The organism is Candidatus Contendobacter odensis Run_B_J11, from assembly GCF_000531125.1.
In the GTDB taxonomy this organism is placed as follows: Bacteria; Pseudomonadota; Gammaproteobacteria; order Competibacterales; family Competibacteraceae; genus Contendibacter; species Contendibacter odensensis.
In genome coordinates this window covers 1-16,653 of record NZ_CBTK010000012.1, presented here as the reverse complement: position 1 = coordinate 16,653, position 16,653 = coordinate 1, and the positions used below count along the sequence as shown (strand labels likewise).

Below are 16,653 nucleotides of genomic sequence, written 5' to 3'. Positions count from 1 at the left end.
CCGGATTGCCCGCCGCATTGTTCTGACCTTGCCAGGCCGGCCCGAGCGGGATCGTTCCGAAATTAGTCGTTATATCGCAGGACACATCGAAGTTGAGGCCATCTAGGGAATAGGGATTTCCACTGGGTAGTTCTATAGAACCCACTATATCCACGTTAACATTATCGTTAATGAGATAGACGAATCCCGTCGGTTGTTTCGCCCCGCAGGCCCGTCCTCCAGAATAGTAAGTCCAGCCCAGCAGCAGGGAAGTATTCACCGTCACGGGCAGGGTCTGGCCGGCAAACTGCTGCCGAACCGACGGCTGCGCCTGCCAGACCCAGCTCTGCAAGGGGGTGAAGGTGCCGCCATAGATGATTGAGGGCAGGGCCTGTTGAACGCGCAATCCTGGTCCGCCACAGGCGCGGTTGCCGGGTTCGATGCCGGCGTGGACGAAATCCCACGAGTCATAGGTCCAACTGGCGGTGTTGTCGCCGGTCGCGCCAATGTTGACCTGGGTCTGGAGCGCCTGGTACGTCGCGGTGCGCTCGTCGCTGTACGACACTCCGGCGCTGAAGGCCAAGCTGCTGCCGGCGGCCTCGGTCCCCGCCGTGCCGGTGCCGGACAAGCTCCAGGTGGTGCCGGTGGTGACGGTGGTGCTGGGGTTCGCCTCCACCGGCGCATAAGCCGGGTTAATATCCATCTGGCTGGGGGCGACTCCCGGCGCCGAGGCGCTCATGTTGGCTTGCCGCAGCCAGTACGCCGCAATCCGGTCGGAATGATTGCGGTTGCCGTAGAAGTCCTTGCACCCGGCGGTGTTGATGTCGGCCGCCATTTGCACCACGAAGTAATCGGTCGGCTGACCGGCGGCGGCGCTGGCGGAATACACCATCCAGGCCGAGATATAGAGTTGCACCTGATTCGTACACTGTTGGGTGTCGATATCGCAGGTACTCCACATCGGGGCCATGGTATCCGCGACGGCCAACTGCCAGGGCAGGGATTTAGACGACAGTTGCGCTGGGCCCGCCGCCGGACTGGCTTGGGTTTGCGCCGCCGGTTCGGGTTCCCGCACCTTCTCCAGAATCCAGGTCGCCACGAACTCCGCCCGCTCCTGCTTGCTGGCGTCAGACTCCGGTTTAAATGTATCGGCGAAGGGCGGGGCGATAATCATCCGCATCTTCCCGTGCGGTTGGGCAAAGCCGTACAGCTCGGAGGCTACATACCGTCCGGACATCCGATCCAGCGAAATCGCGGCGGCGGCGCCGGTGAGCGCGTGCAGCGCCTCGACATGCGGATGCCGGGAACGGGTCACCAGCACCGCATGTTGCCCGCTTTTGATGATGGCTTGCGCGGCGGTCTTCTGGGTTTCGGACAGCCCCAGCAAGGTGTCCGCAGAGATCAGCAAGGAACCATCGGTCTCGCCGCGCCAGGGGCGGGGCGCGAAGGTTTCCATAAGTTGCGAAGCCAAGGCCCCGTCAAGCGTTCCATAGACATAGCTGCGGCCCACCCGGCCGTCGCGGCCATCCTCATTCTCATCACTGCCGCACCCGGCCAGCAGGGTCAAGCCCAATATCAGGGCGAGCCATCCGCCCAGCACCTGCTGACGTTTTCGTCGCATTAGGTCTTCTCCAGTGTGGTGATAAAAGTCGATTAGCTGCCTAACCCGGACAAGCCGTTTTTATAGTCCAGTGGGCGGCGATTTGGGTTCGATGGGCAGCCAGCAGTTCCCGGCATCTTGATTTATAAGGATTTTTTCCGTATAATTAGGATTACATCGTGAAAAATTACCTTTCAAAATCAAGTAATTGAAAAAAGAGACTGGGAACTGCTGATGGGCAGCCACCGTCCATGTCAGGACTTTCATTCCAAAGTCGCTATATGAAATATAGCTCAAGGGGGTAGTCCTGAAAACTGTAGTGAGCCATTACACAGCAGCGATAAATAGGGTCTTATTGTAATGATGAACAAAATACCAAATAGCCCCAATATGGTTTTCGACCTTTTTTGCATGGAATAACGCATTGAGTTATTGCATCGACAGGGATTCGATGGATTCCGACTGCACGATGGATTGCAGCATTTCTCAACTGAGTTGTTGCGCCATGTTCGCTCCTTTTAACCACAACTGGTTTCTTAATCACCGTTTACTCCCCTTCTCCCGATCAGGCCGGAACCGCTCCATCACCCGGCGGAAGGTCTCGCTCCAGGTCATCCTGTGCAACGATGTCGCGATTGAGCAAGAGGTATTAGCGACTACAATGACAAAATCCAACACTATTTTCCAAGGAAGAATCGCATGTTCAAAGCCATCCTGATCGACAAGACTGAAGCGGGTTACCAAGCGCGCCTGCAAGACATCAACGAAGCCCAGTTACCGGAAGGCGACGTCATCGTGCGCATCGCCTACTCCACCATCAACTATAAGGACGGTTTGGCGATCACCGGCCAGTCGCCGGTGGTGCGCAGGTTTCCCATGATCCCGGGCATCGACTTCGCGGGCGCGGTCGAGGCCAGCGATCATCCATCATGGCAAGTGGGCGACCCGGTGATACTCAACGGCTGGGGCGTGGGAGAAACTCACTGGGGCGGGCTGGCGCAAAAGGTGCGGGTCAAGGGCGACTGGCTGGTTTCGCTGCCGACTGCGTTGACTTCCAGGCAGGCGATGATGATCGGCACCGCCGGCTATACCGCCATGCTCTGCGTGCAGGCGCTGGAAAAGCACGGCATTCAGCCAGAGGACGGCGAGATACTGGTGACTGGCGCAGGTGGAGGCGTCGGCAGCATCGCTATCGCCCTGCTGTCCACGCTCGGTTACAGCGTAGTCGCCTCTTCGGGCCGATCCGGTGAGGCGGACTATCTCAAGGCGCTGGGCGCTGCTGAGATAATCGATCGGGCCGCGCTCTCGGCGCCAGGAAAGCCATTGGCCAAGGAGCGTTGGGCCGGGGCAGTGGATGCGGTGGGCAGCCACACCTTAGCCAATGTCTGCGCCAGCCTGAACTATCGTGGGGCAGTGGCGGCCTGCGGCTTGGCCCAAGGGATGGATTTTCCTTCCAGCGTGGCCCCCTTCATTCTGCGTGGGGTGACGCTCTACGGCATTGATAGCGTTATGGCCCCTCTTGCCGTGCGTCAGGAAGCCTGGGCGCGGCTGGCCCGCGATCTCGACCCGACCAAGCTGAATCTCATCGGCGCCCAGGACATTAGCCTTTCGCAAGCGATCCAGGCCGGTCAGGACATTCTGGCCGGCAAGATTCGTGGTCGGGTAGTGGTTGACGTCAATCACTAATTCTCGGCGGGCGACTCAGGACAGATTCCGGTCAGACGCCCGCCTCCCGCAGCACTGTTGCGGGTCTGGCGGCGACGCGGCGTTGGGCGCGGGCATCGAATACATTCTTGATCGCGATCAGGCAACCCAGCCCGATAAATGCGCCCGGCGGCAGAATAGCGAGCAGGAAGCCGCGATAATCATTGATTAGGTGCAGGGTCAGATGCTGGCCGAAGTCACCGAACAGCAGATCGGCCTGGGCGAACAGCGTTCCCTGGCCGATCACTTCCCGCAAGGCGCCCAGCAACGCCAGCGCCAGGGTAAAGCCCAAGCCAGTGGCAATCCCATCCACTGCGGCTTTCGCCACCCCGTTCTTGAACGCGAACGCTTCGGCGCGCCCAATGACGCAACAGTTGGTGACGATCAGCGGGATGAAAATGCCCAGCACTGTATAAAGGCCAGGCAGAAAAGCGTGCATCGCCAGTTCCACGGCGGTCACGACGCAGGCGATCACCAGCACAAACACCGGAATCCGCACCTCTGGTCGCACCAGCTTACGGATCAATGAGATGGCGATATTGGATACTAGCAGAACTCCTGTGGTCGCCAGTCCTAACCCCAAGCCGTTGACGACCGAATTTGAGGTCGCCAGCAACGGACACAGTCCCAGCAACGCCACTAGGCCGGTGTTTTGAGTCCACACCCCGTCCTGGAGGATTTTCAGATAGCCAATTTCGCTCATGAATAGGTGCTCCTTCGTGGTCGCCATCAGGACAGGAGGGCGTATTTTCATTCACCTTCAACGCAGAGTCTATCGGAGGGCTGGCGAATGGCGTTGATTCAACCTAACCTTCCCAGCAGTTTCTCAGCCGTGAATTACGAATCAATATGAACTGGTCCAATACTGTGCTCACCGAGCAACTGGGTATCCGCTATCCGATCATCCAGGCGCCCATGGCGGGCGGTCCCGGTACGCCGCAACTGGCAGCGGCAGTGTCTAACGCGGGGGGGTTGGGATCGCTGGCCGGTGGTTATCTGCAACCGGAATCACTGCGGCAAGCGATTGCTGAAGTGCGGGCCCTGACCGACCGACCGTTCGCCGTCAATCTGGCGGTATCGGCTCCCGCCAAGGTGGATCCCGCCCAAATGACCCGCGCCCATGAACTGCTGGCCCCGTACCGCGCCGAGCTGGGGCTGCCGCCGGAACCGCCCGCACTCCCGGAACCCCCGGAGTTCGAGGAACAACTGGACGTAGTGCTGGAAGAAGGCGTAGCAGCGCTGAGCTTCATCTTCGGGGTGCCGGACTTGGTATATCTGGAACTGCTGCGGGAGGCCGGAATCGTCACCTTGGGTACTGCGACCCATCTGCTGGAAGCCATCGTGCTGGAAGAAAGCGGGGTGGATTTCATCATTGCCCAAGGCGCCGAGGCCGGCGGCCATCGCGGCACTTTTATCGGCCACCCCGAACAGGGTTTAGTCGGCATCCTCGCCCTGGCGCCACTGCTGTCCAAGCATATCGCGGTTCCCATCATCGCTGCAGGCGGGATTATGGATGGGCGCGGTATCGCCGCCGCCCGGGTGCTGGGCGCGGCGGGCGTACAAATGGGCACCGCATTTCTGACTTGCCCGGAAAGCGGCGCGCATCCGGCCTACAAGGCTTTGCTGCGTGAGGGCAGCGAGATTGCCACCACATTGAGTCGCGTGTTCACTGGACGCTTCGGTCGGGTGTTGCGTAACCGGCTAAGCGACGGCTTGCGCTCCCACGAAGCCGAACTCCCCGGCTTTCCGTCGCAATTGTTCCTGACCCAAGACCTACGGCAGGCTGCCGCCGAACGGAACCGAACCGACTTCATGGCGTTATGGGCGGGACAAGGCTGTCATCTGTGCGAAGAGCGACCGGCGGCTGAATTGATCGCCACTTGGGTTGGGCAGGCCACAGTATTGTTGGGAGAGGGAGACGCAGTGGAAATGATCGAGCCCGCATCAGCGGCCAACGATCCCGATTCAACCGATTCCGACTCAACCGATCCCGACTCAACCGATCCCGTTCAGTAACCGATGCAGCCGCGCCCAGTCGAAGGCCGGCCCCGGATCCGTCTTGCGGCCCGGCGCAATGTCGGCATGGCCGACCAGTCGCTCCGGTGTAATCGTTGGGTATGCATCCCGCAAGGCGACGATCACCGCCGCCAGACAGGGATACTGCCGGTCGTCGTAGGGAAGGTAATCGGTGCCTTCCAGTTCGATGCCCACGCTGAAATCATTGCAGCGGGAACGTCCGGCGTACTCCGACATGCCAGCGTGCCAGGCCCGCTGGTGGAAGGGCACAAACTGCACCAATTGACCTTCGCGGCCAATCAGCAGGTGCGCCGATACCCGGAGTGAGGCAATGCTGTGGAAATAAGGGTGCGCCGCAGGATCAAGGGTATTGGTAAACAGCGCCTCAATCCACCGCCCGCCGAACTCGCCGGGCGGCAGACTGATTCCGTGAATGACGATGAGATCGACTGCCCGCTCATCCGGGCGGTCGTCATGGTTCGGCGAGGGTTGATACCGCGCTGCGTCCAGCAGCCCGGTGATCGGATCAATCCGCATTGCCGGTTACAACACCGTTTGGTCGAAATCGTAGATCATGTCGGTATGCGGTCGTTGCAGGAAAAAGCCCTGCACATAGTCAATGCCGCACGCCCATAGCGCCGGCAAGGTCATCGCGTCTTCGATCCCGGTGACGACGGTGGTCACGCCCTGAGCGGCAAGGGCGCGGGTCATCTGATTGAGTTGCTCCTGACGGGCCTTGTCGTTGATCAGTTTTTGGGTGAAGCCAATATCCAGCTTGACATAGTCCGCTTCCAGAAGCTGAACCAGATCCTGAGCGCGTTCGTGGCCGCTGAAATGATCCAGCGAAATCCCGCATCCCATCTCCTTGAGTTGTCGCAGGAAAGGCAGCAGTACCTGTTTGTTCAACTCAGCCGTCGTTTCCACCATCTCGAACACCAGGCTGGCGGCTGGAACCCCGGTTTTTTGCAGTCCACCCTGTAGCCAGTTCAGCAACTCGTCGTCTTGCAGAATGGTGGGCGAAATGTTGATAAACAGGATTGTGGATTGCCCCCGCGCCTTGCGCTCACGCAACACCCGGATCGAATGAGCGATGACCCAGCGGTCAAGCACCATCCCGATCCGGTGGCGCTTGACCAGGCTGAATACCGTTTCCGGCAGCAACTCCCAACCCTCGTGGTTGCGCATCCGCAGCAACACTTCGTAGCGTTCGGTGGTGTCGCCGCGCAGGCTGACAATCGGCTGGAACAGCAGAGTCATCCGCTGCTGCTGCACCGCCTCGCGAATTTCTTCCAGCAAGTGGCGCTGACGCGGATTGTCCGCATCCTGTTCGGCGCTCTGGCTATGATGGACATGAATCCGGGCGCCCTTACTGTCACGCGCCATGCCCCGGGCTAAATCAGCCTGCTGAATCAGGATGGCCGCCTCACGCACCTCTGGGCTGGCAATGCTGATGCCGATACTGGTGGACAATGGGGTATCGCCGCCGGCCAACCGGTACGGCTCAGTTTCCAGAGCAGCCTGAACGGCACGCGCCGTAGCCAGCAACGCTTCCTGACTGGTGAAGCCCAACAGAACCGTGAACAGGGCATCCCCGAAGCGGGCCGCTATCGGCCCCACACCCAAGGCGGTTTGCAAGCGTTTAGCCGCCTGTTCAACCGTCTCATCGGCGGCAGCCACATCCTGGTTTTCGAAAGTGCGCAGGTTGTCCAGCGCAATCAGCATGACCGCGATGGATTGGGCATTGGCGGCGGTGGCAATCAGCGCCCGATTCAGGTGGGCGAGAAAATACGGCCGGTTGTACAGGCCGCTCACCGTATCGCGGTTGCTGAGCTGACTAAACTTGCGGTGCAGACCGTGTCCTTGGCGCAGCCGTTTTGCGACCGCAGCGAACAGCAGCTCCGGATTCAGCGGCTTGCCCAGCAGCGCCTCGCCGCCCATGCCGACGGTCGCCAGTCGTTGACCAATGTCGGTTTGTGCCGATAGCAGCACCAGAGGCAGTTCGCGGAACAGTTCGTGCTGTTGAACCGCCAAGGCCAGCAATACGCCATCAATTTCCTTCAGATCCAGGCTCAGGATCAGCAGGCCGGGCTGAAAATTGTAGAGCGCTTGCAGAATTAACAGCGGTTGGGCCAGCACTCGCGTTTTCATCCCGCGACTGTCCAGTCGGCGTGCGATCTCGCGGGCGGAAGGCAGGGAGTCATCCACGATCAGGATGCGGTGATCGAGCGTTTTCAGCACCCGCTCGTCCAGCGCTTCCAGCAGCATCGGAATATCCACCGGTTTGAGGAAGTAACCCGCTCCACCGGTTTCCACCGCCTCCAGCCGGGCGGTAATGTCACCACGGTCGGCCAGGAAGAGCAACGGTGTTTCCGGAGCCAGCAACGACCGCAGACTGGCAAGTTGTTGCAGCGTGGCCTGACTGTCAGTGACGTGATCCAGATCGACCAGCAGGGCCGCCGGTTGCTGCGCCTGGGCCAATAACGCATGGATTTCGGTCAGGCTCGTCAGCAGCCGAACCGCATAGCCGCCCCGCTGCTCGAGTTTGCGCACCAGATCGGGTACCGGTGGCGCCACCAGCCACAGCGCCGGCGCAATCGGCGACTGACTGGTCAGCGGTTGCGACCATTCGCTTTTCTCCCATTTGGAAAATAGCGGGACGGTGAGCGCCTCACCCGACGGCTGCATACCCGATTCGGTGGCAGGCAGACTGCTATCGGCAGTCGGCGCCGCCCGGCAAATCGCATCCACTACCGCGATCAGGCGTTCCCGTTCCGCGCCCTTGGGCAGATCACCTTTGTTCAGGCATTCGACGACTTGCTGTTCGAGTCGCTCGGCCAGAACCACGATTCGGTGGCAATCCGGTTGCGGGCGAGCCAGGATCAACACATCCTGCACCGCCCGCAACAGCATTACGAAGATGTCCCGGCTCCATTTGATATAAACCAGTTTTTCGGCGAGATCCTCAATCCGTTGGAGCTTGCCGGCGAGCGATTCCGGGGGGGCAGGTTTTGAATCCATGGCGGTTCTTCTTGCAGTTCCGAAGCCTAATAGCGAGTAATCCCAAACGGGTCGCGAGTGTGTAGCAAGGATAAATCCACTCGCGGACGGTCAAGGGAACATGCGCCATCCCGCCTGCGTTCTATTTCCCGCCGAGGGGTCGTTGCGCCCGGAGTTACGAGCCATTTCGACCGCTGGGCGGGAGGGGTTATCCACTCACTGGGCGTCAAGGTGGTAGGAAATAATCCGTTCAACTTCATTCCTGGATCCCATCATCACCGGGCAGCGCTGATGCAAATCCGTGGGTGGCAATTCCATGATTCGCTGAGTACCCGTGGTAGCAAGTCCGCCGGCCTGTTCGACGATGAAACTCATCGGATTGGCCTCGTACAGTAGCCGCAGCTTGCCTTCCTGATTCTTGGAGCGAATTTTGCGGTCAATGGGATACAGGAATACCCCGCCCCGGGTCAACACCCGATGCACATCCGCGATCATCGCTCCAGCCCAGCGCATGTTGAAATCCTTGCGGCGCGGGCCTTCCTTGCCGGCCAGACATTCGTCAATGTAGCGTCGTACCGGTGGCTCCCAAAACCGCATATAAGAGGTATTAATGGAAAACTCCTCGGTATCTGCCGGAATTTGCATGTCGGGGTTGGTCAGGATGAACTCGCCGATGCGTTGATCCAGGGTGAAGCCGTTGACCCCGTGGCCGGTGGTGAGCACCATCATCGAGGACGGACCGTATAAAGCATAGCCTGCACAAACCTGACGAGCGCCCGGTTGCAAAAAATCATCTTCCTTGGCCTCACCCACTGCACCCTCCGGGCGGCGCAGGATCGAAAAGATGGTCCCGACCGCACCGTTGACATCGGTGTTAGTGGAACCGTCCAGCGGGTCGAAAACCAGCAGGTACTTGCCGCGCGGGAACTGGGGCGGTAAATGGTAGACATCAGCCATTTCCTCGGAGGCCATAGCGGCGACGTGACCAGCCCATTCGTTGCGCTTGATAAACAGGTCGTTGGCGATGACATCCAGTTTTTTCTGAGTTTCGCCCTGGATGTTTTCGGTATCGGCGGTACCGAGTACACCCACCAGACTACCGTAGCGAACCGCGCTGGAAATGGCTTTGCAGGCGATAACAATATCGTTGATTAATGCCGTAAAGTCGCCTGACACACCCTTAATGCGCCGTTGCTCTTCGATGAAGTATTCAGTAATTGTAGTACCGATAGGCATGGTCATACTCCCTGAGTTGTGCGAAATGGGCTGGGTAGAGCGGCACGGAGTCTTCTTCGTTTTGGGCCGCGACGGGAGTATATCATTGGACACAAGGATTTTATGGTTTTCAGCCGGGCTTGGCTTTTGCTCCATGCACGGCTGATCCAGGTTGCCGATTTGTGGGTTGGGCTGGATCTGTTGCCACCACCGAACCGGCTCCTACTGAGGTGGTAGCTCCAGAATTTTCCTGAAATCGGCGGCCATGGTATCCGGCGAGTGTTGGGTAAAGACGGCCCGTAGCCGAGCCTGCGGGTCGATCAGCAATACGGCAGTGGAATGATCCACGGTGTAGTTTTGCCCGTCCGCAGCCGAGTCAAGGATTTTGTAGTAGATCCCTAACTGTTGAGCCAACTTGGCCAGTTCCTCCGCTGTACCGGTCGCGCCCCGAAACTTCGGATTGAAGTAGGCAGTGTACTCGCCCAGCCGTTGGGGCAAGTCGCGCTTGGGATCTACCGAAACGAACAGGTAAGCGGTGTTCTGATCCAGATGCTCCCGCTCCAGAATTTTTTGCAGCTTGCCCAGCTCCAGCAGCGTCAATGGGCAAACATCGGGGCAAAAGGTATAGCCGAAGTAGAGGAAGGTCCACTGGCCGCGCCAACGATCCTGGTGGAAGGATTGACCGCTCTGGTCAATCAGGGTGAAGTCTTCGATGACTTTGGGCGGAGTGATAAGAAAACCTGCGATAGTCGGCGGTTCGACACGTTCAGGGTATAGGCCGAGATCAAAACTCAGCCATAAACCCACAGCAAAAGCTGCCAGACCGATGGGCAGGAAGAGAAATATTTTACTGCGTGGCATTTCAGCAAGTTCCGGGTGGGAAGACCCAAGCGCGCTGGGTCGGATGGGCGCTGTACTTTACTGATGGTGCGCATGACCATCAGGCATGGCGGCGGCATCTTTACCACGCACCGTGACTTGCACCGAAGTTTCGCCCGCTTTTTCAAAGCGCAGCGTCAGCGGAAAGGTCTGTCCCGCCACCAGCGGCTTTTTCAAACCGATCAGCATGATATGCAGCCCGCCCGGTCGTAGCACCGTCGGTTCGCCATGAGCGACCTCAATCGCCTCAACCTTGCGCATTTTCATGACATTATTTTCCATCAGGTGGGTGTGCAGCTCGACCGTTTCCGCCACCTCGCCGGACGCGCTCAATAGGTGATCTGTTTCACCACCGGTATTGACCAAGGTCATGTAGGCCGCGCCATTAGCCGCTGCCGGGGGACTTTCCCGCGCCCAAGGCGTTTCAATCTGGATTGCGCCAGGTTCGGCAGCCAAGGCCGGCGTGAATGGAACACAAAGCGCACTCAATAATAACCAGGCAGTTTTTTTCATCAGATTCTCCGCGAGAAACCCCGGCATTCATGCCGGGAAGGTAGAGCGAACCGTGCAAAGCGCGGTCAGCCGTTGTTAGGTGCCGGTCTTTCCCGGCTGTCAGTGCTTAGAGGCTGTCTAAAAATTAAGTTATTGATCTGTTTAATGGTGGAGTCGGGTTAAAACTGGCTAGAAGCGGGTTCCGCGCTAAATTTTTGTTCAAAATTTCCGCGCTAAATTTTTGTTCAAAATCAATGGCGAGTTTTGCGACAGTCTCTTAGGCCGGGGTAGTTGACGGGGCTATCCAGGAGGCCGGTGGGCCGGTGGGCAGAAGGCGGGATGATCCCGTGGTAGTGATCCGGTTTTTCACGCACGGCTGAATATAGGAAAATAACGAGATTCCGTCTACCGCCGTGCGTCCTGAATTGTTGCATTCCCGCCCGCCGCGCCGTATATCCCTGATAACCCAGATTCAGGAGCGATGGCGATGCCGACCCGCCTATTACATTCTTTCTGTAAACCCACCTCCGTTGCGCTTATCGGCGCCAGCGAACGTCCGGGTTCCATTGGCGCGGCGCTGACCCGTAATTTATTGAGCGGTGGTTTTCAAGGTGAACTATTTTTGGTCAGCCGCCGTCACCGACGGATTCAGAACCTGCCGGCTTGGTCGCACGTTGCCGATCTGTCCGGGGTCCCGGATTTAGCGATCATCGCTACCCCACCGCCCACCGTTCCCAAACTGCTGGCTGAATTGGGCCGGCGTGGAACCCGGATAGCGCTCCTGGTTACCACTGCCGGTCCGGGTGATGGCACCCCCGCGCAAACCTGGCGCGATGCTGCCCATGCTCACGGGCTGCGGCTGCTCGGACCGGGCAGCTTCGGGGTGATCGCGCCGCACCACCGCCTCAATGCTTCGCTCAGTTCCATTTTCCCCCAGCCGGGTCCCCTAGCCCTGGTTGCATCATCGGGCATGGTGCTAACGCCGCTGCTGGAATGGGCGACGGCTCAAGGCATTGGCTTCTCCAGCGTGATCGCCTTGGGCAACGGCAGCGATGTGGGTTTCAGCGATGTGCTGGATGAACTGGCCTACGATCCCGATACCCAGGCCATTCTGTTGGTTCTGGAAACCCTGACCCATGCCCGATCTTTTCTATCAGCAGCGCACGCGGCGGCGCGGATTAAGCCAGTGCTGGTAGTGCGCGCTGGTCGGGATGGCGATGCGTTTTCCCGCCAGACTGACGCTGTTTACGCTGCTGCCTTCCGCCGCGCTGGAATTTTGCAGCTTCAATCGCTGCGGGAATTGTTGGGTGTTGCTGAAACCTTGATCCTCGACCTGCCCGTAAAAGGTAATCGGCTGGCGATCCTGGGCAACAGCCGGGAACTCGGTTTATTAGCCGCCGATACCCTGATGATGAAAGGTGGGCGGCTGGCTTCATTCAGTCCAGCGACTCAAGCGGCTCTGCGCGAAATCCTGCCGCTTGGCGCTGCATCGGAACCTCCGCTCGATCTGGGCTTTGATGCCGGTTCCGCCCGCTTCGCCGCTGTTCTGAGCATCGCGCTGCGGGAGTCTGAGATCGACGCCGTGCTGGTGTTGTACGCGCCGAATGCGCTGGTATCAGCTATCGAAACTGCTGCCGCTCTGATTGAAACCTTTGAGCGTACCCGCGCCGGAGTACAGCCCGGTTTACTCACCTGCTGGCTGGGCGCGGACAGTGTGCGGGAGGCGCGGCAGCGGTGCCTGGAACAGCGTATTCCGAGTTACGACACCCCCGACGATGCGGTTCATGCCTTCATCCAGCGTTGGCGTCACCAGCGGAATCGAATCGCGTTGATGGAAACGCCACCAGATGCGCCGGAGTTATGCAGCGCCGATGTCGCCGTCGCCCGCCCGCTGATCCAAACCGTGCTGGCCGCCCATCGTAACGAGTTGACGGCGGCGGAAACCCAAACCCTGTTGGCCGCCTACGGCATCGAACTGGCACGGGCTGGCGTGACGCCCCTTTCGCGTTCCCAACCCGCGCCGCTGGAACTGATGATCCGCCTGATTCATGACCCGGTTTTTGGCTCCGCGCTGTGGTTCGGGCCGGGCGGATCAATGACGCTCCCCGATGAATTCGCCGTCGCCTTGCCGCCGCTTAATCAGGTACTGGCGCGGGAAGCGGTAGCGCACACCCGCGTCGGTCAGCGGCTGCAAAGCGCCAATAGCGCCGCCGATCTGTTGAATGATTTCGCGCTGCTGCTGGTAAAGGTTGCACAACTGATCACGGATTGGGGCGAAGTCACCACGCTCGAACTGTCACCCATTTTCGCTATGAAGGATGGGTTCACGGTTGGCGCAGCGCGGATCGGAGTCACCGTCACCTCGGAACCCGCGCATCGGCGACTGGCGATTCGGCCCTATCCCCGCGAGCTGGAGGAAACGCTGCTGCTACCCGATGGCAGCACCCTGCTGATCCGCCCGGTGCGCCCAGAGGACGAACCCGCCCTGATCGCTGGATTCGCCAAGCTGTCGCGTGAGGAGATCCGAATGCGCTTCATGCACATCGTCAAGGAATTAACCCATGTTGATGCGGCCCGGTTGACCCAGATTGACTACGACCGGGAAATGGCGCTGGTGGCGCTGCACCGCCGCGACGGCCAAACATGGCAAGGCTGGGGGATCGCACGGATCGTGGGCGATAGCGACTGGGATCGCGCCGAATTTGCCATCGTTTTGTTGCGGGAGGCCGTCGGCATCGGTCTGGGCAGCCTGCTGTTGCGCCGGCTGATCGGCTACGCCCGCGCTCAGGGCATCCACGAGTTATTCGGGGAAATCCTGCGCGAGAACAAACCCATGCTGGAGTTGTGCCGGGCGCTGGGCTTCACCGTTAAGCCCTGCCCGGATGATCAGGAGGTGATGATTGCGACGCTGCGGCTGAGCTGAACCGTGCGGCGATGAATCGTGGCTAAAATTGCAGCGCCAGCAGCGCCAACCCGGTTCCCAGTAGCGCACCGGCCAGCACGTCACTGGGATAGTGCAGCCCCAGTACCATTCGCGACAGTGCCACCAGCAAGGTAAATGGAGCCACCAGCCAGACCAGTGCCGGGTAGTGATCAATCACCACAATGCTAAACGCTACCGCGTGCAGGGTATGGCCGGAAGGGAAGCTGTATTCGTCCAGCGGCGCGACCGAGATTCGAATATGGTTGTGCCGGGCGCAGGGTCGAGGCCGGGTGGTCCGGGCCTTCAACCATTTGTACAGCGCCAGCGCCAGAGCGCCCGCTGCCAGCATCCGCGCCACCGCCGGCAAGGCTGCTGGCCCTTGAACCGCCAGTAGCGCCAGCATCAGCGTGTACCAGAACACACCATCGCCCAGCCGGCTGATCGCGGCGAACAGCCGCTCCAGTTCCCGTCGCTGACTGGCCCGGTTCAACCGTAGGCACCAGGCCAGATCGAGTTCTGCCAACCGCCGCAGCGGCAACGCTTGCTGGGACCTGTTCATTCGCTTTACTCCTCTCGCGCTGATTCCAGAAACCGTTGTTCCAGATGTTGGTGAATCTGTTCCCAGTCGAAGCCCGCCACCGCCTGCCGCGCCGCTGGCCCCAGCCTGCTGGCGAACGCCGGATCGCCCGCCAGTTGGCGCACCGCTGAGATGAAGGTGTCCGGTTCGTCGCATGGCGCCAGCAGGCCGCTGTGGCCGTGGATAATGTGCCGATGGGCAGCGGCGTAATCGAACGCCACCACCGCCAGACCGCTGGACATGGCTTCCAGGGTGACGTTGCCGAAGGTCTCGGTCAGGCTGGGAAACAGGAAGAGATCGGCCGAGGCGTAATGCGCCGCCAAGTCCGCGCCGATGCGCATACCCGGAAAAATCACATCGGGATAGCGGGTTTGCAGCCGGGCGGTCAGCGGTCCATCGCCCACCAGCACCAACCGGGCAGTCGGGCGAATCTCCCGGAACGCCTGGTAGGCGGTCAGCGCCAGTTGCAGGTTCTTTTCGGCGGCGATTCGGCCCACGCACAGCATCACCGGATCCTCCGGTCCTGCGCTCCAACTCCGGCGCAGTGCCGGATCGCGGTGATCGGGACTGAACAGCCGGGTATCCACGCTCCGCGCCAACACCCCCAGATTAACGAAGCCCAAGGCGCGCAATTCCGTCGCCAGTTCCTCAGTCGGGACCAGCGTACCGTGCGTCTGGTTATGGAAACGACGCAGATAGGCGATGATGGGCCGGGCCAGTAGGCCGGCGCCGTAGTGGCGGCTGTAGCTGTGAAAATTGGTGTGGAAATCGGAAATCACCCGCAGGCCCAGCCGGCGGGCGGCATCCAGCGCCGAACGGCCCAGCGGCCCCTCGGTGACGAGGTGAACTACGTCCGGTGGCGTTTCGCGCCACCGTTCCGTCAGTAGCCGTCCAGCGGGGAACCCCATCCGCAGTTCGCGGTAAAACGGAATCGGAAAACCGGGCAGAGGCAGAATGTCCAGCCGCTGCTCGCTGCGCGGATGATCATCGCGATGCTGGCGGGGCCGGATCAGTTGCACCGCATGACCGCGCTCGAGCAAGGCATCGACCATCCGGCCAATGGTCATGGCGACGCCGTTGACTTCGGGCGGATAGGTTTCGGTGACGACGCTGATCCGCAGCCGACGGGTAGGAACGGCACTCGGAAGGGCGAGCGGTTGGGCAAGGGAAGCGATCATGCCGGCATGATCGCCGGCTTACACAAAACTTTGATGAAGTCCGTGTGATGATTCAATGACAGATAAGCGAAGCGATGATGCCCCGCATCGTTGCAGCAATCCCCGGCATGGCTGCGCAATCAGGCTCATCTCCTCCATGCCGCCGGTCAACTTATGCAGGGTTTCCTTGTTGAGATAGAGGTAGTCGTTCAGATCCCCTACCGAGGTAAAGCGGCGAGGGGCTGGCCGACGCGGCGGTCAGCAATGGCGCGTTCCAGATAGCGCCACGGGGAGAAGCCGCGCTGGCGGCAGGTATCAATGACGCTGGCAAGCAGGGCGAAGACCCGCGAGCCGGTGGCGGTGCGAGTGCCCAAGCTCAGTTTGCGCAGAATCACCCAATGCCGCAGAGCGCGTTCGGCCTCGTTGTTCGTCAGCGGGAGTTCGGGATGGCGCACGACCTGAAAAATAGCGTCCCGGTCGTTGAGCAATTCCACCCCCAAGGCCCGAGTTTTAGCATGGTCACTGTTTTGATGCTGCTCACAGGCGGTGCGTAACCGGGCCAGCGTCGGCGCGTGGTAGATGAAGAGGTCGACCGGAGGCGGGCCTTCGCGGGCGGTGTACACCGCCCCGATCAGGGTCTCCAAGGTACTCAGGACCCGGGCTTTGAAGGTGGAGTCGACCCTGATAGGTTAAGAGGATATCCGGCACAGAATGTGCCTAGCTTTCGTTCAAGCGGCTTCCAGTTTTCTGGATAGAATCAACGCACAGGCCAGGTGAATCATGGCCAAATAGTTCTTGGCCTGGCCAAAGTAGCGGGTCCGAATCGCCCGAAACCCTTTGATCCAGGCGATGGTCCGCTCGACCACCCAGCGCCGGGCCGGTTGGGTTTTGGCCCCTGCGGTGATTTTTTCCTCGCCGATGCGGCGAATGTGCGGGAGGTAGGCATGATGGGCCACTTCCCGTTCGACGCGCGCGATTGTGAGTATTACAGCGGCGATTGGAGGGGGGAGGTAGGCATGATGGGCCACTTCCCGTTCGACGCGGGCGTAGTCGTAATACCATTTCTCTATAGGTTTAATTTTTCAAGCGCCGATAAGATAAATGGATATCCGGT

14 protein-coding genes and 1 pseudogene are annotated in these 16,653 nt (G+C 60.0%); 3 read left to right on the top strand and 12 right to left on the bottom strand.

All coding sequences use genetic code 11. From position 1 onward, the window contains the following. Positions 1-1,600, bottom strand: a 1,600-nt coding sequence (locus tag BN874_RS00760; protein WP_034430186.1) for a hypothetical protein, incomplete at its 3' end; no start/stop codon positions are given. A gap of 306 nt (positions 1,601-1,906) precedes the next feature. Then, positions 1,907-2,002 (bottom strand): annotated as a pseudogene (locus BN874_RS26585) (IS1 family transposase); the annotation flags it as partial. Between the two features lie 276 nt (positions 2,003-2,278). Between BN874_RS26585 and acuI the strand changes: the two are divergent. Continuing rightward, positions 2,279-3,265: an acrylyl-CoA reductase (NADPH) gene (gene acuI / locus BN874_RS00755; RefSeq protein ID WP_034430184.1), complete on the top strand. Its 987-nt coding sequence runs from the start codon at positions 2,279-2,281 to the stop codon at positions 3,263-3,265. Positions 3,266-3,296: 31 nt separating this feature from the next. Here the strand turns inward: acuI and BN874_RS00750 are convergent, their stop codons facing one another. Further along, positions 3,297-3,986 (bottom strand): electron transport complex subunit E, encoded by a 690-nt coding sequence (locus BN874_RS00750; RefSeq protein WP_034430183.1) that lies wholly within the window; start codon positions 3,984-3,986, stop codon positions 3,297-3,299. Positions 3,987-4,132: 146 nt separating this feature from the next. Between BN874_RS00750 and BN874_RS00745 the strand changes: the two genes are divergently transcribed. Then, positions 4,133-5,299: an NAD(P)H-dependent flavin oxidoreductase gene (locus tag BN874_RS00745; protein ID WP_081756037.1), complete on the top strand. Its 1,167-nt coding sequence runs from the start codon at positions 4,133-4,135 to the stop codon at positions 5,297-5,299. Here BN874_RS00745 and ampD read toward each other — a convergent pair. The 5 genes from ampD to BN874_RS00720 form a co-directional block, all read right to left on the bottom strand. After that, the gene (gene ampD / locus BN874_RS00740) at positions 5,279-5,836 is read right to left on the bottom strand and encodes a 1,6-anhydro-N-acetylmuramyl-L-alanine amidase AmpD (protein WP_034430182.1); all 558 of its coding nucleotides are present in this window, start codon (positions 5,834-5,836) and stop codon (positions 5,279-5,281) included. The genes BN874_RS00745 and ampD overlap by 21 nt on opposite strands. A 6-nt stretch (positions 5,837-5,842) precedes the next feature. Beyond that, positions 5,843-8,317, bottom strand: coding sequence for an EAL domain-containing protein (locus BN874_RS00735; RefSeq protein WP_034430180.1), 2,475 nt, complete (start codon positions 8,315-8,317; stop codon positions 5,843-5,845). Positions 8,318-8,512: 195 nt separating this feature from the next. Next, positions 8,513-9,532, bottom strand: coding sequence for a class 1 fructose-bisphosphatase (locus BN874_RS00730; RefSeq protein ID WP_034430179.1), 1,020 nt, complete (start codon positions 9,530-9,532; stop codon positions 8,513-8,515). A gap of 201 nt (positions 9,533-9,733) precedes the next feature. Next, entirely contained in the window at positions 9,734-10,372 is a 639-nt protein-coding gene (locus BN874_RS00725; protein WP_051497261.1) for an SCO family protein, read from the bottom strand. A 57-nt stretch (positions 10,373-10,429) separates the two neighbouring features. After that, positions 10,430-10,903 carry a copper chaperone PCu(A)C gene (locus BN874_RS00720; RefSeq protein ID WP_034430178.1) on the bottom strand — a complete coding sequence of 158 codons (474 nt, stop codon included), beginning with the start codon at positions 10,901-10,903 and terminating at the stop codon, positions 10,430-10,432. Positions 10,904-11,369: 466 nt separating this feature from the next. On the opposite strand from BN874_RS00720, the gene BN874_RS00715 reads away from it, so the two are divergent. After that, positions 11,370-13,805, top strand: a complete 2,436-nt coding sequence (locus BN874_RS00715) for a bifunctional acetate--CoA ligase family protein/GNAT family N-acetyltransferase (protein WP_034430177.1) — start codon at positions 11,370-11,372, stop codon at positions 13,803-13,805. A 22-nt stretch (positions 13,806-13,827) separates the two neighbouring features. On the opposite strand, the gene BN874_RS00710 is transcribed toward BN874_RS00715, so the two are convergent. The 4 genes from BN874_RS00710 to BN874_RS25270 form a co-directional block, all read right to left on the bottom strand. Continuing rightward, positions 13,828-14,364, bottom strand: a complete 537-nt coding sequence (locus BN874_RS00710; protein ID WP_081756035.1) for a phosphatase PAP2 family protein — start codon at positions 14,362-14,364, stop codon at positions 13,828-13,830. Positions 14,365-14,369: 5 nt separating this feature from the next. After that, complete coding sequence (locus BN874_RS00705) at positions 14,370-15,560, bottom strand: glycosyltransferase family 4 protein (RefSeq protein ID WP_034430175.1); 1,191 nt, start codon at positions 15,558-15,560, stop codon at positions 14,370-14,372. A gap of 197 nt (positions 15,561-15,757) precedes the next feature. Further along, a complete protein-coding gene (locus BN874_RS21980; RefSeq protein WP_268258809.1) occupies positions 15,758-16,162 on the bottom strand; it encodes an IS66 family transposase in 405 nt (134 codons plus the stop codon). A 105-nt stretch (positions 16,163-16,267) separates the two neighbouring features. Continuing rightward, complete coding sequence (locus tag BN874_RS25270) at positions 16,268-16,495, bottom strand: transposase (protein WP_051497258.1); 228 nt, start codon at positions 16,493-16,495, stop codon at positions 16,268-16,270. Positions 16,496-16,653 lie beyond the last annotated feature (158 nt).

Coding starts and splice junctions, on each gene's coding strand:
- acuI (WP_034430184.1), top strand. CDS start 2,279: ATGTTCAAAGCCATCCTGATCGACAAGACTGAAGCGGGTTACCAAGCG.
- BN874_RS00750 (WP_034430183.1), bottom strand. CDS start 3,986: ATGAGCGAAATTGGCTATCTGAAAATCCTCCAGGACGGGGTGTGGACT.
- BN874_RS00745 (WP_081756037.1), top strand. CDS start 4,133: ATGAACTGGTCCAATACTGTGCTCACCGAGCAACTGGGTATCCGCTAT.
- ampD (WP_034430182.1), bottom strand. CDS start 5,836: ATGCGGATTGATCCGATCACCGGGCTGCTGGACGCAGCGCGGTATCAA.
- BN874_RS00735 (WP_034430180.1), bottom strand. CDS start 8,317: ATGGATTCAAAACCTGCCCCCCCGGAATCGCTCGCCGGCAAGCTCCAA.
- BN874_RS00730 (WP_034430179.1), bottom strand. CDS start 9,532: ATGCCTATCGGTACTACAATTACTGAATACTTCATCGAAGAGCAACGG.
- BN874_RS00725 (WP_051497261.1), bottom strand. CDS start 10,372: ATGCCACGCAGTAAAATATTTCTCTTCCTGCCCATCGGTCTGGCAGCT.
- BN874_RS00720 (WP_034430178.1), bottom strand. CDS start 10,903: ATGAAAAAAACTGCCTGGTTATTATTGAGTGCGCTTTGTGTTCCATTC.
- BN874_RS00715 (WP_034430177.1), top strand. CDS start 11,370: ATGCCGACCCGCCTATTACATTCTTTCTGTAAACCCACCTCCGTTGCG.
- BN874_RS00710 (WP_081756035.1), bottom strand. CDS start 14,364: ATGAACAGGTCCCAGCAAGCGTTGCCGCTGCGGCGGTTGGCAGAACTC.
- BN874_RS00705 (WP_034430175.1), bottom strand. CDS start 15,560: ATGATCGCTTCCCTTGCCCAACCGCTCGCCCTTCCGAGTGCCGTTCCT.